11 protein-coding genes are annotated in these 12,466 nt (G+C 71.4%); 3 read left to right on the top strand and 8 right to left on the bottom strand.

Translation table 11 applies throughout. From position 1 onward, the window contains the following. Positions 1-13: 13 nt before the first annotated feature. From HBB12_RS02405 to HBB12_RS02395, 3 genes are all read right to left on the bottom strand, one after another. Complete coding sequence (locus HBB12_RS02405; RefSeq protein WP_236987896.1) at positions 14-403, bottom strand: hypothetical protein; 390 nt, start codon at positions 401-403, stop codon at positions 14-16. Positions 404-663: 260 nt separating this feature from the next. Continuing rightward, entirely contained in the window at positions 664-2,079 is a 1,416-nt protein-coding gene (locus HBB12_RS02400) for a M20 family metallopeptidase (protein ID WP_236987895.1), read from the bottom strand. 135 nt (positions 2,080-2,214) lie between these two features. Continuing rightward, positions 2,215-3,594 carry an NAD(P)/FAD-dependent oxidoreductase gene (locus HBB12_RS02395; protein ID WP_236987894.1) on the bottom strand — a complete coding sequence of 460 codons (1,380 nt, stop codon included), beginning with the start codon at positions 3,592-3,594 and terminating at the stop codon, positions 2,215-2,217. A 334-nt stretch (positions 3,595-3,928) separates the two neighbouring features. On the opposite strand from HBB12_RS02395, the gene cysK reads away from it, so the two are divergent. After that, positions 3,929-4,909, top strand: coding sequence for a cysteine synthase A (gene cysK / locus HBB12_RS02390; protein WP_236987893.1), 981 nt, complete (start codon positions 3,929-3,931; stop codon positions 4,907-4,909). 252 nt (positions 4,910-5,161) lie between these two features. Here cysK and HBB12_RS02385 read toward each other — a convergent pair whose 3' ends face one another. Beyond that, the gene (locus HBB12_RS02385; protein ID WP_236987892.1) at positions 5,162-5,464 is read right to left on the bottom strand and encodes a hypothetical protein; all 303 of its coding nucleotides are present in this window, start codon (positions 5,462-5,464) and stop codon (positions 5,162-5,164) included. A gap of 148 nt (positions 5,465-5,612) precedes the next feature. After that, positions 5,613-6,077, bottom strand: a complete 465-nt coding sequence (locus HBB12_RS02380; RefSeq protein ID WP_236987891.1) for an Lrp/AsnC ligand binding domain-containing protein — start codon at positions 6,075-6,077, stop codon at positions 5,613-5,615. Positions 6,078-6,196: 119 nt separating this feature from the next. Between HBB12_RS02380 and putA the strand changes: the two genes are divergently transcribed. Next, positions 6,197-9,286: a bifunctional proline dehydrogenase/L-glutamate gamma-semialdehyde dehydrogenase PutA gene (gene putA / locus HBB12_RS02375; protein ID WP_236987890.1), complete on the top strand. Its 3,090-nt coding sequence runs from the start codon at positions 6,197-6,199 to the stop codon at positions 9,284-9,286. Between the two features lie 7 nt (positions 9,287-9,293). Here putA and HBB12_RS02370 read toward each other — a convergent pair whose 3' ends face one another. From HBB12_RS02370 to HBB12_RS02360, 3 genes are read right to left on the bottom strand one after another with little or no spacing between them, the layout of a single operon-like run. Then, a complete protein-coding gene (locus HBB12_RS02370; RefSeq protein WP_236987889.1) occupies positions 9,294-10,103 on the bottom strand; it encodes an N-acyl homoserine lactonase family protein in 810 nt (269 codons plus the stop codon). Positions 10,104-10,113: 10 nt separating this feature from the next. Continuing rightward, a complete protein-coding gene (locus HBB12_RS02365; protein ID WP_236987888.1) occupies positions 10,114-11,022 on the bottom strand; it encodes an NAD(P)-dependent oxidoreductase in 909 nt (302 codons plus the stop codon). Between the two features lie 48 nt (positions 11,023-11,070). After that, positions 11,071-11,466 (bottom strand): carboxymuconolactone decarboxylase family protein, encoded by a 396-nt coding sequence (locus HBB12_RS02360; RefSeq protein WP_236987887.1) that lies wholly within the window; start codon positions 11,464-11,466, stop codon positions 11,071-11,073. Between the two features lie 642 nt (positions 11,467-12,108). On the opposite strand from HBB12_RS02360, the gene HBB12_RS02355 reads away from it, so the two are divergent. Next, entirely contained in the window at positions 12,109-12,375 is a 267-nt protein-coding gene (locus tag HBB12_RS02355; RefSeq protein ID WP_236987886.1) for a hypothetical protein, read from the top strand. The last annotated feature ends 91 nt before the right edge of the window (positions 12,376-12,466 follow it).

The following is a 12,466-nucleotide window of genomic DNA, read 5'->3' as shown; positions in this document are numbered from 1 at the left end:
GTCGAGTGCCGGCCTACGCCTGCGGCGCCAGCGGCGTCCCCATGCTCTTGCGGCTCTCGAGGGCGGCGGTCATCGCGCGCACCAGGTCGGGATCCACGACGGTCCGGCCGCCCATCAGGGTCTTGTCCCGCCGTTGCGGGCCGGCCTCCAAGCCCGGCGCGGACAGGTGCGCGAGAGCCCGGGTTCCGGTCGCCGCCCCGGCGCCCTGCGACGACACCGTCAGCGCGAACAACGCGTCGAGGGTCGAGAGCGACATCGTCACCGAGGCCAGCGTCGATACCGGTTCGGGCCGGGTCGCGGGCACGGCCTCGGCCGGGGCGGAAGCGGCCTTGGCGGGTGCGAAGCCGGACGATGTCCGGTTCGTGAGGATCTGCCCGAGGAGGGACGCGCCCGTGACGATCATGACCTGCTCCGTTCCGACGAGCGACGCAGCCTTCGCGCCGGTTGCCGCCTGGTGGGGGCGGTCGCTTGCATCAGGAATGGTCAGTACGAGGGGAGGTCTGGTCCGATGGTGATGCGAATCGGTTGCATTTGATGCATCCGGCGAAATCCTGGGGGCCGGCGCAGGATCGGGCCTTCGGCCCGGAGGCGGGGCGAGCGCCGGGACGGTGGGCCCGCCCCGGCTCAGGCCGCCGATTCAGCCCGCCGATTCAGCCCGCCAATTCAACCCGCCATGTCGAGCGGCGGGGCGAGCCCCGCCGGCAGCGGGCTGACATAGGGCGTGCGGGCCAGCCGCTCGGCATGGTCGGCCTTGGCGCGGGCCAGCAGGTCGGGGTCGCGCAGCACGTCCACCGCCGTGCCGGCCATGGCCTTGGCGACGTGGATCATGCCCTTGTGCGCCGCCGGGGTCTTGCCCTGCGCGGTCATCTGCCAGGAATGGCCGGGGGTGCCGATGGCGTAGGTGGCGCCGCGGGCCTGCACGGTCGGCACCGCCCAGCTCACGTCGCCGACATCGGTCGAGCCCATCATCCGCTCGCCGACCGCGCCGAGCGGCACGATCGTGTCGCAGAGCGGGGCCTCGGTCACCGGCACGCCGAAGCGGCGATGGGCCGAGACGATGTCCTCGGCCGTCAGCGTCGCCCGGATTTCTTTCGCGAAGGCGCGGTCCTCGGCATCGAAGGGCGGGGGGCCGAGCCGCATCAGGTTGGCGTGCAGCGCCTGCTCCAGCGGCGGATTCGCGAGCAGGTTCGACATCGCGCTCACCACCCGGCTCGTCACCGTGGTCTCGGTCATCAGCGCGGCACCTTGCGCGATCCTCTCCACCCGCGCCGCGAGGTCGAGGAGGCCGGGCAGGTCGGCGGCGCGCACGAGGTAGCGCACGCTGGCGCCGGCCTGGACCACGTTCGGGGCGATGCCACCGGCATCGAGATAGGCGTAGTGGACCCGCGCGTCGCTCGGCATGTGCTCGCGCATGTAGTTGACGCCGACATTCATCAGCTCGACCGCGTCGAGGGCCGAGCGGCCGAGATGGGGCGCGGCCGCCGCATGCGAGGCCTTGCCGGCGAAGGTGAAATCGAGGAGCTGGATCGCCAGCGAGACCGGCTCCCAGATCGCCACGAACGGGCCCGGATGCCAGGTGATCGCCACGTCGACATCGGCAAAGACGCCGTCGCGCACCATGAAGGTCTTGGCGGCCCCGCCTTCCTCGGCCGGGCAGCCGTAATAGCGCACGCGGCCCGGCAGCCCTTGCGCGGCGAGCCAGTCCTTGACGGCGGTGGCGGCGAGCAGCGCACCGGCGCCGAGCAGGTTGTGGCCGCAACCGTGGCCGGCCCCCTCCCCCGGCCGCGGCCGGTGCTCGGCCACGCCCGCCTCCTGGCTCAGGCCCGGCAGCGCGTCGTACTCGCCCAGGATCGCGATGACCGGACCGCCCTCCCCCGCCTCGCCCATCATCGCGGTCGGGATGCCGCCGGTCCCCTCCGTGACCCGGAAGCCCTGGGCGCGGAGCATCGCGGCATGCTCGGCCGCCGAGCGCACCTCCTGGAAGTTGAGCTCGGGCATCTCCCAGACGCGGTCGGAGAGGGCGACGAAGGCCGCGGCGTGCTCCTCGACGTGCCGCCAGATCGCCTCGCTGTTGTGCATGTTTCCTCGCGACTTCGGGATGTCGTTCTCGGGGGCCTGTCCGTTGTTAGGCCCGGCCCCTTGTCGCACGATGGGGGCCGGGCGCCATGCGTCCGGCTCGGTCCAGGTCTGCAAAGGCCCGCGGCACCGAAAGAATCAGGGCGGCGGGATGCGGCCGGGCGGCGTGCCGCGGATCAGCGCCATCACGGCCTCGTCGCGCTCGGAGATCAGGCGGGCGCCGCGCTGGAAGCTCAAGTAAGCCCAGAGCCAGCGCAGGGTGACCACGAGCCGGTTGTGGAAGCCGACCAGGAGGTAGACGTGGGCGACGCCCCAGACCACCCAGGCCAGGAAACCCTTGAGCTTGACGTGGTCCCACTGCACCACGCCCGAATTGTGCCCGATGATCGCCAGGTTGCCGCGGCTGCGGAAGCGGAAGGCTTTCGGCATCGTCCCGCGCAGGATGCGGTCGCGCAGGGAGCGGCCGAGATAGCGGCCCTGCTGATCGGCCACCTGGGCGAGGCCCGGCAGCGGCTTGCCGTCCTCGCCCTTCGTCATGGCGAGGTCGCCGAGCGCGTAAACCCCCGGGCGGCCGATCACCGCGAGGTCGGGTCCCACCGGCACGTGGCCCGTGCGCGTCGTCTCGACCCCGAGCCATTCCCCCGCCGGCGAGGCGCGCACGCCCGCACCCCAGACGATGGTAGCGGCGGGGATCACCTTGCCCGCGACGGTCACGCCCTCCTCCGACACGTCCTCGACGGCGTGCTCGGTCAGCACCGTGACGCCCAGGCGCTCAAGCGATTGCCGCGCATAGGCCGAGAGGTCTTCGGTGAAGGTGCCGAGCACCCGGGGCGCCGCCTCGATCAGCAGGATCCGGGCCTGCTTCGGGTCGATGCGGCGGAAATCCTTCGACAGGGCGTGGTGGGCGAGGCCCGCGATGGCGCCGGCCATCTCGACCCCCGTCGGCCCGCCGCCGATCACCGCGAAGGTCATCAGCCGCTCGCGCGCGGCCGGATCGTCCTCGCGCTCCGCCGCCTCGAAGGCCAGCAGGACCCGGGCGCGGATCCGGCGGGCATCGTCGAGGGTCTTGAGGCCGGGCGCGAAGCGCTCCCATTCCGGGTGGCCGAAATAGCTGTGGGTGGCGCCGGTCGCCAGCACCAGGGTGTCGTAGGGGATGCGGGTGCCGTCGCGGAGCTGCACCGCGCGCGCCTCGGTGTCCACGCCGACGACCTCGCCCATCAGCACGCGGACATTGCGGTCCCAGCGCAGGATCGCCCGGATCGGCTCGGCGATCTCGCCCGGCGCGATCACGGCGGTGGCGACCTGATAGAGGAGCGGCTGGAACAGGTGGTGGTTGCGCCGGTCGATCAGCGTGACCTCGATCCCCTCGGCGCCGCCGAGCCCCCGCGCCGTCGTGAGGCCACCGAACCCGCCGCCGACGATCACGACCCGGTGCGGCACGGCATCCGGACGCGCCGCGCCGCGCGCGCCGTCGAGGGGGGCGGGTTCGAGAGTGGTGCGGTGCAGGGTCTCGGACATGCGGTTCTCTCTCGCGGCGCTCTCGGGCGGTTGCGGCGGTCGGGCCGGGGCGGGTCGCGGGAGGACTCGCCGCGTCGGGGCTTGCCGGAGCGACATTGTGACCCAAGGTTACGAGGCTGGCGAGGGCCGCAGGGTTCCCCCTTGTGACCCCCTTGCCGGGCTCCGGGCGGTGCCGACAGCTTTGATGCACCAACAACGCTCCGACGGGCGTCCGCCGGCCAGGCGGATGCGTATTTCACAGTCGAAAACTGTATAAATCGGCATATCTCGACGGCAGGCCGGATTTCCGCTACCCGTGCGGCGGACGACGTACCCTCGAGGGAGAGAGATACCCATGGCCGACGCCACCGCCACCTCGGAATCCGGCCGCCGGATCGGCCACGGCCGGGTCTACGAGTCGATCACCGAGACCATCGGCAACACCCCGCTGGTGCGCCTCAACCGTCTCGCCAAGGAGCGGGGGATCGACGCCGAAATCCTGCTGAAGCTCGAATTCTTCAACCCGATCGCCTCGGTGAAGGACCGGATCGGCGTCAACATGATCGACGCCATGGAGGCTTCGGGCGCGCTGAAGCCCGGCGGCACCCTGGTCGAGCCGACCTCCGGCAATACCGGCATTGCCCTCGCCTTCGTGGCGGCGGCCCGCGGCTACCGGCTGATCCTGGTCATGCCCGAGACGATGTCGCTCGAGCGGCGCAAGATGCTGGCCTATCTCGGCGCCGAGCTGGCGCTCACCCCCGGCCCGCAGGGCATGAAGGGCGCGATCGCCAAGGCCGAGGAGCTCCTCAAGGAGATCCCGGGCGCGATCATGCCCCAGCAGTTCAACAACCCGGCGAACCCCGAGATCCACCGCAAGACCACCGCGGAGGAGATCTGGAACGACACTCAAGGGCAGCTCGACGCCTTCGTGGCGGGCGTGGGCACCGGCGGCACCATCACGGGCGTCGGCCAGGTGATCAAGCAGCGCCTGCCGAACCTCCGCGTCGTCGCGGTCGAGCCGGAGGATTCCCCGGTCCTGTCCGGCGGCCAGCCCGGTCCGCACAAGATCCAGGGCATCGGCGCCGGCTTCGTGCCGAACGTGCTCGACCGCGGCGTGATCGACGAGGTGGTGACGGTCTCCAACCAGACCGCCTTCGACACCGCGCGCCTGCTCGCCCGGATCGAGGGCATCCCCGGCGGCATCTCGACCGGCGGCAACGTCGCGGCGGCCCTCGAGATCGCAGCCCGGCCGGAATTCAAGGGCAAGCGCATCGTGACGGTCGCCTGCTCGTTCGCCGAGCGCTACATCTCGTCGGCTCTGTTCGAGGGGCTGTGAGGGGTCGAGGGGTGGGGTTCCTTCGGGGACCCCGCCCATTCAGGGACCGCGGCGCCCGAACCCTCCCCCCTCTGCGGGGGAGGGTGGCGAGCGGATGCGAGCCGGGAGAGGGGCAGCGCGACGCTGATCCAGATGGCGCCCGTCACCACGGTCGCGACTTCTCCGGAAGCGGGTTCCCCTCTCCCGCCCCACTGCGTGGGGCACCCTCCCCCGCAGAGGGGGGAGGGTTCGGGCGCGTTGCCGGATGGGTGCTCACGCCACCAATTCGGGCCGCCGCTCCTCCTGGCGTTCGTCCTGGCAGGCGCCCCGGCGAAAGAGCGCCGCGCAGCGCGATTCGCGGTGGACGCTCAGGATCGAAGCCCGGTCGATATCGGGGTTCTCGGCCAGGATGCGTCGGACATCCTCGACAAGGCGGCCGTAGCGGCCAGCATCGTAGCCGCTCTCCAACGGAGAGACCGCGATATAGGCCTCGACCACCAGCACCTTCTCGGACTTCTCGCGGGACACTTCGGCGGCGATCCAGGCGGATTTGACGAGACGGTTCGGATTGACCATCGGCGTACCTCCATTCGCGTCGGGCCGCTCTGCGTCGGCTTGGTGAATGCGAGACTGCGACACGTTGCGCCTCCTGCCAACTCCGCAGCCGCTGCAAAGCTCCATTATGTCGCAGGGAAATCATGCGCTGGACGCATGAGACGGCGGATTAAAGCGGCAGCAACCCGTCGCTCTTCACCTCCTCCATCACCGCGTAGGTGCGGGTGTTGTTGACCCCCGGCAGCGACAGCAGGCCCTCGCCGAGGAAGCGGCGATAGGCCGGCATGTCGGCGACCCGGGCCTTGACCAGGTAGTCGAACCCACCGCCGACCATGTGGCACTCCAAGACTTCCGGTGCGCGGCGCACGGCGGCGGCGAAGCGCGCGAAGGCGTCGGGCGTGGTCTTGTCGAGCGACACTTCCACGAAGACGAGCAGGCTCAGACCCAGGAGATGCGGGTCGAGCCGCGCGCCGAAGCCGGTGATCACCCCCTCCTTCTGCAGCCGGCGCAGCCGCTCGCCGGTGGCGGTCGGCGACAGCCCGACCCGCTCGGCCAGTTCCACGTTCGGGATGCGCCCCTCGCGCTGGAGGATTTTCAGAATCTGCCGGTCGACCCGGTCGAGCCCATCCGTCATTTTCACTCCCCAAGGCCGATCTCACCGCCGATCCTGCGGCCGATCGGCGATATGCGCCATCGAAGCGCGGTGAAAGGCCGAATACGCTGAGGATCGTCGCCTAGCCCTGGACCGCCCCGATGCCCGCGCCCCTCCCCGTCTTCCACGCGCCTTTCGCCGCCGACGATGCCGCCCTCGCCCGGCTGTTCCTGGAGCGGGGCGCGCTGCCGCCCGAGCGCGAGGCGAAGGTCGATGCGCTGGCCCGCGACCTCGTCGGGGCCATCCGGCAGGAGACCGGGGGCCTCGGCGGCGTCGAGGCGATGCTGCGCGAATACTCGCTCTCGACCAAGGAGGGCCTGGCGCTGATGGTGCTGGCCGAGGCCCTGCTGCGGGTGCCGGACGCCGCCACCGCGGACCGCCTGATCGAGGACAAGCTGCGCTTCGGCGGCTTCGAGCAGCATGCCACCCGCTCGGAGGCGCTTCTCGTGCGCTCCTCGGCCTGGGCGCTCGGCCTCTCGGCCCGGATCATCCAGCCGGGCGACACGCCCGAAGGCATCCTCGCCGGCCTCGCCAAGCGCCTCGGGCTCCCCGCCGTGCGCCAGGCCGCCCGCCAGGCGATGCGGGTGATGGGCGGGCATTTCGTGCTCGGCGAGACGATCGAGGCGGCGCTCAAGCGCTCGGCGAGCGGGCAAGGGCGCCTCTACCGCTACTCCTTCGACATGCTCGGCGAGGGCGCCCGCACGGCCGAGGATGCGCGGGCCTACGCGGCCTCCTACGCCGCCGCCATCGAGGCGATCGGGCGGGCCGCCGGCAACAAGCCGCTGCCGGACCGGCCGGGCATCTCGGTCAAGCTCTCGGCGCTCCATCCGCGCTACGAGGCGGTCGGCCGCGACCGGGTGATGGCGGAGCTGGTCCCGGTGCTCCTGACGCTCGCCCAGGCCGCCAGGAGCTACGACCTCAACTTCACGGTCGATGCCGAGGAGGCGGACCGGCTCGAACTCTCCCTCGACGTGATCGCGGCCGTGCTCGGCGATCCCTCGCTCGCCGGATGGGACGGGTTCGGCCTCGCGGTCCAGGCCTACCAGAAGCGCTGCCTCCAGGTGATCGACCACGTCGCGGATCTCGCCGCCCGCCTCGACCGGCGGCTGATGGTGCGCCTCGTCAAGGGCGCCTACTGGGACACCGAGGTGAAGCGGGCCCAGGAGCGGGGATTGCCCGACTATCCCGTCTTCACCCGCAAGAGCATGACCGATCTCAGCTACCTGGCGGCGGCCGAGCGGATGCTGGCGCACCGGCCGCGGCTCTTCCCGCAATTCGCCACCCACAACGCGCTCACCGTCGCGGCCATCGTCGAGCGGGCGGGGCCGCAAGCCGGCACCTACGAGTTCCAGCGCCTGCACGGCATGGGCGAGGCGCTCTATGCCCGGCTGCTGGCGAGCGTGCCGGGGGCGGCCTGCCGCACCTACGCGCCGGTCGGCGGCCATCGCGACCTCCTGGCCTATCTGGTGCGGCGGCTCCTGGAGAACGGCGCCAATTCCTCCTTCGTCTCGCAGGCCGCCGACCCGGCGGTGCCGGTCGAGAGCCTGCTGCGCCGCCCCGCCGAGAGCGTCGGCAATCCCGACCGCGCCCGGCACGCCAAGCTGCGCCGCCCGGCCGAGATGTTCGCCCCGGAGCGGATCAACTCCGCCGGTGTCGAGTTCGGCGACCGGGCGGCCCTGGAACGCCTGACGGATGCGGTCGCCGCCGCCCGCGGTCCCGCCGAGGCGGCGCCGGTGATCGACGGCGCACAGCAGACCGGCACGCCGCGCGATGTATTGAGCCCGAACGACGCGCGCACGATCGTCGGCACCGTCACCGAGGCCTCTCCGGACACCGCGTCCTCCGCGATGCGCGCCGCCCGCAAGGGCGCGCTCGCCTGGGGCAGGGTTCCCGCCGAGCAGCGCGCCGCCGCCCTGGAGCGGGCCGCCGACGCGATGGAGGCGTCGACCGGCCGGCTGATCCACCTGCTCCAGGCGGAAGCCGGCAAGACCCTCGACGATGCGGTGGCGGAGCTGCGCGAGGCGGTGGATTTCTGCCGCTACTACGCCGCGCAAGGGCGCACGCTCTTCGGGGCACCGCAGGCCCTGCCGGGCCCGACCGGCGAGAGCAACCGCCTGACCTTGCGCAGCCGCGGCGTCTTCGTGGCGATCTCGCCCTGGAACTTCCCGCTCGCGATCTTCGTCGGCCAGGTCGCCGCGGCCCTGATGGCCGGGAACGCCGTGGTGGCCAAGCCCGCCGAGCAGACGCCGCTGGTGGCGGCGGAAGCCGTGCGCCTCCTGCACCGGGCCGGCATCGCCCCGTCGGCCCTCCACCTCGTGCCGGGCGACGGCGCGGTCGGCGCGGCGCTCGTGGCGCATCGCGACGTGGCCGGCGTGGTCTTCACCGGCTCGACCGAGGTGGCGCGCCACATCAACCGGGCGCTCGCCGCCAAGGACGGCCCGATCGTGCCGCTGATCGCCGAGACCGGCGGCATCAACGCGATGCTGGTCGACGCCACCGCTCTACCCGAGCAGGTCGCCGACGACGTGGTGATGTCCGCCTTCCGCTCCGCCGGCCAGCGCTGCTCGGCGCTGCGCCTGCTGCTGGTGCAGGAGGACGTGGCCGACAAGGTGATCGGCATGGTGGCGGGCGCCGCCCGGGAACTGCGCCTGGGCGATCCGCGCGACCCGGCGACCCATGTCGGCCCGGTGATCGACGCGGAAGCCCGCACCCGCCTCGACCGCCACGGCGCCGCGATGCGCCGCTCCGCCAAGGCGCATTACGTCGGCGAGGTGCCCGGCGAGGGCCATTTCGTGGCGCCGCAGATCTACGAGATCGTCAGCCCGGAGGCCCTGACGGAGGAGGTGTTCGGGCCGATCCTGCACGTCGCCCGCTATCACGCCGCCGATCTCGACCGGGTGCTCGATGCGATCGAGGCCAGCGGCTACGGCCTGACGCTGGGCGTGCATTCGCGCATCGACGCCACGGTGGAGCGGGTGGTCTCGCGGCTGTCCACCGGCAACGTCTACGTCAACCGCAACATGATCGGCGCGGTGGTCGGCGTGCAGCCCTTCGGCGGCCACGGCCTGTCCGGCACCGGCCCGAAGGCCGGCGGTCCGCACTACCTCACCCGCTTCGCCACCGAGCAGACCGTGACGATCAACACCGCTGCCGCCGGGGGTGACGCGGCGCTGATCGCCATGGAGGGGTGAGGCCGCATCACGGCGCCGGCCCTCGCGGCGGGCGGTGCAGCAGCACCGCCTCGACCTCCGCCGCGGGATGGCGCGGGTAGCGGGCCATGACGAGCGGGTCGTGGCCCGGAACGATCCGTTCCGGGTCGCCCGCGAGCCTGGCGAGCCGGCGCCAGCTCTCCATCATCGCGGCGATGTCGACCACGATCGGGAAGGGATTCTGCTGGGCGAGGTTGGCGTAGAAATGGGCCGCGTCCGAGGCGAGGACGACCGGGCCGCGCTCCGTCTCGACCCGCACGCATTGGAGCCCGCGCGTATGCCCCGGCACGGCATGGACCGTGATGCCCGGCGCGACCTCGCCCTCCCCGTCGACGAAGGCGACCCGGCCCTCGTAGACGCGCCGCACCATGGTGCAGACATCCTCCACCGCGAAGGCGCCGCGCAGGCGCGCATGGCCCATGCAGCGCCCGGTCGCGTAGGCCATCTCGGCGTCCTGAAGATGGAAGGTGGCGTTCGGGAACGCCGACAGGTTGCCGGCATGGTCGTAGTGCAGATGCGTGATGATCACGTCGCGCACCTCGGCCGGATCGACGCCGAGTTGCCGCAACCCCTCCAGGGGATGGCGCACCATGGTCCGGCCATAGGCGGCGCAGGCGGGCCAGTCGAAGCCGGTATCGACGACGACCACGCGGCTCGCGTCGCGGATCACCCAGACGAAGTAGTCGATCGGCATCGGCCCGTCATGCGGGTCACCGCCCTCCGGCGGATAGAGCAGGTTCGCCGAGGCCGGGCGCTGGTGCGTCGCGTAGCGCAACGCGATGACCTCGTAAGCCGGCATGGCTCTCTCCTCATTCCCGCGCCGGCAACGCTGCCAGGAACGCGTCGATCGCCGTGTGGTCCGCCTCCGTCCCGAGCTCGTCGAGGGCCTCCTGCCACAAGGAGGCGACCGCCCGCGACAAGGGCGCCGGGACGCCTTCGTGGCGGGCGAGATCGTCCGCGGTCCGCAGGTCCTTGGCCATCAGCGCCATCGAGAAGCCCGAGGCGTAGGTCTTGGGGATCACGAAGGGCTTCAGCTTCACCTCGGTCGAGTTGTTGCGGCCGGTGGAGACGTTGAGGACATCCGTCATCAGGCCGGGGTCGAGGCCGAAGGCCGCGCCGATGCGCAGCGCCTCGCAGGCCGCGGTGAGGCCGGCGGCGGAGACGTAGTTGTTCAGGGCCTTCATGGCGTGGCCGGAGCCGATCGGCCCGGTCTCGAAGATCGAGGCGCCGAGGCATTCGAGGAGCGGCCGCAAAGCCGCGGCGGCGGCCTTGTCCCCGCCGACCATGATGGCGAGGGTGCCGTCGACCGCGCGCTTTACCCCGCCGGAGACCGGCGCGTCGAGGAGCGTGACGCCGGCGCCGGCGAGGTCGTGGGCGAGTTCGCGGGTGCCGACCGGCGCCGACGAACTCATGTCGATGGCGATCGCGCCGGGAGCGAGATGCCCGGCCACGCCCTCGGCGCCCGCGAGGACGGCGCGCACCGCACGGCCGTCCGGCAGCATCGTCACGACGACGCTCGCCCGCTCCGCCGCCTCCCGCGCCGAGGGCGCCGCCCGGCCGCCGGCGGCCGCGAAGGCGTCGGCGGCGGCCGGCGCGGGATCGAACCCGGCGACGGTCCAGCCCGCCGCCACGAGCCGGCTCGCCATCGGCAGCCCCATCTTGCCGAGGCCCAGGAACGCGATGCGGGCGGAGGATCGATCGATGCGCATGAAGTCCATGACCCTCTTGTCCTGGCATCCCGGAAAAAGCCCCGCTGCGGGGCCGGGTCACGGCTTGTCGGGGATGGCTCCTTCGGCCTTCAGCACCTCGTGCGCGGCCTTGAACGCTTCGAGGCCGGACGGGATGCCGCAATAGACGGTGGCGTGCAGCAGGATCTCCTTGATCTCGTCGACGCTGACGCCGTTGGCGAGCGCGCCCTTGACGTGGAGCTTCAGTTCCGCCGGCTTCGACAGGGCGGTCAGCATCGCGAGGTTGAGCATCGAGCGCGTCTTGCGGTCGAGCCCGTCGCGCGTCCAGGCATAGCCCCAGCACCATTCGGTGGTGATGCGCTGGAACGCCATCATGAAGTCGTCGGCCTTGGCGAGGCTGGCATCGACGTAATCCGCCCCGAGCACCGCCCGGCGGACCTCGAGACCCTTCTCGAACTGGTCGCTCTCGGCCATCGCCGTTTCCCTCCCTGACGAATCCTTTTCCGGAAGGCTATCAGGCAACTTCGCGGAGGGCGACCGGGGGGCGGGACGAATCCGGCGATGCGCGGCATCCCAGACGGGCGATAGGGCAAGACATCTCTTCCGCCCGCGAATGGTCGAGCGGGAGGACCGCGGTAGACGACAGTGGCTTGAAGCCTGCCGGCCCTGGGGCTCTCCCACCCTCGACCTCATCCTGAGGTGTCAGTCCATCTCGATGGACTGACCTCGAAGGAGGGCTCCAGAGATCGCAGCGACATCTGGAGCCCTCCTTCGAGGCTCAGCGATCTTCGATCGCCCGCACCTCAGGATGAGGTTCGTGGGTGGGAAACGCTGGAGCCGCGGAGGCGCCGTCACGGCCGCATCCAGCGCGCACCATCGCACCTGCCGCTGTGACGATCCGCAGCCCGCAGCGCATGCCGGAGAGGCAGCGTGACCGAAGCGGTCGGGAACGGCCTCGCTCTCCATCCATCCGCCCGATTCCTCCTGATTTTTATTCCATTATTCCGCGTGCGCGATGACACATCACGGCGTCGAGCGGCCAACTATATTCGGATCATCGAAAGGCACAGGGACAACAAGCCCCGGCCACCCCAAGTAACCGGAGATCGAACTCACATGAAGACTCGCATTGCCGCCGCCGTCACCGCCCTCGCTCTGGTCGCCGCCCCGCTCTCCTCCGCCATGGCCTTCGGCCCGAACGGCCCCGCCAATGCGTTCTGGCCGCGTGACGTCGAGACCACCGGCTCGATCGGCGGCCGCGCCAACGACAGCGTGCCGTTCTACGGCGCCTGCCCGATGAGCTCGGCTGCGGAGGGCAACGCCAAGCAGCAGAACTTCCCGGTCAAGCAGTACGGCCAGACGGCCGGTGGCTACCGCTGCTGAGGGGAGCGACGATGAGCGAGATGAAGCTCCTGCGCGCCGTGTCCTACGGCATGATCGGTGTCCTGACTGGTGGCCTCGCCATGACGGTCGC

The sequence above is a fragment of the Methylobacterium sp. SyP6R genome (assembly GCF_019216885.1).
In the GTDB taxonomy this organism is placed as follows: Bacteria; Pseudomonadota; Alphaproteobacteria; order Rhizobiales; family Beijerinckiaceae; genus Methylobacterium.
This window is presented reverse-complemented; position numbering and strand designations above follow the sequence as displayed.

Bases quoted from the DNA above. Each gene is read 5' to 3' on its own strand.
- putA (WP_236987890.1), top strand. From the start codon at position 6,197: ATGCCCGCGCCCCTCCCCGTCTTCCACGCGCCTTTCGCCGCCGACGAT.
- HBB12_RS02395 (WP_236987894.1), bottom strand. From the start codon at position 3,594: ATGTCCGAGACCCTGCACCGCACCACTCTCGAACCCGCCCCCCTCGAC.
- HBB12_RS02385 (WP_236987892.1), bottom strand. From the start codon at position 5,464: ATGGTCAATCCGAACCGTCTCGTCAAATCCGCCTGGATCGCCGCCGAA.
- HBB12_RS02380 (WP_236987891.1), bottom strand. From the start codon at position 6,077: ATGACGGATGGGCTCGACCGGGTCGACCGGCAGATTCTGAAAATCCTC.
- HBB12_RS02405 (WP_236987896.1), bottom strand. From the start codon at position 403: ATGATCGTCACGGGCGCGTCCCTCCTCGGGCAGATCCTCACGAACCGG.
- HBB12_RS02365 (WP_236987888.1), bottom strand. From the start codon at position 11,022: ATGGACTTCATGCGCATCGATCGATCCTCCGCCCGCATCGCGTTCCTG.
- HBB12_RS02360 (WP_236987887.1), bottom strand. From the start codon at position 11,466: ATGGCCGAGAGCGACCAGTTCGAGAAGGGTCTCGAGGTCCGCCGGGCG.
- HBB12_RS02370 (WP_236987889.1), bottom strand. From the start codon at position 10,103: ATGCCGGCTTACGAGGTCATCGCGTTGCGCTACGCGACGCACCAGCGC.
- HBB12_RS02400 (WP_236987895.1), bottom strand. From the start codon at position 2,079: ATGCACAACAGCGAGGCGATCTGGCGGCACGTCGAGGAGCACGCCGCG.
- HBB12_RS02355 (WP_236987886.1), top strand. From the start codon at position 12,109: ATGAAGACTCGCATTGCCGCCGCCGTCACCGCCCTCGCTCTGGTCGCC.
- cysK (WP_236987893.1), top strand. From the start codon at position 3,929: ATGGCCGACGCCACCGCCACCTCGGAATCCGGCCGCCGGATCGGCCAC.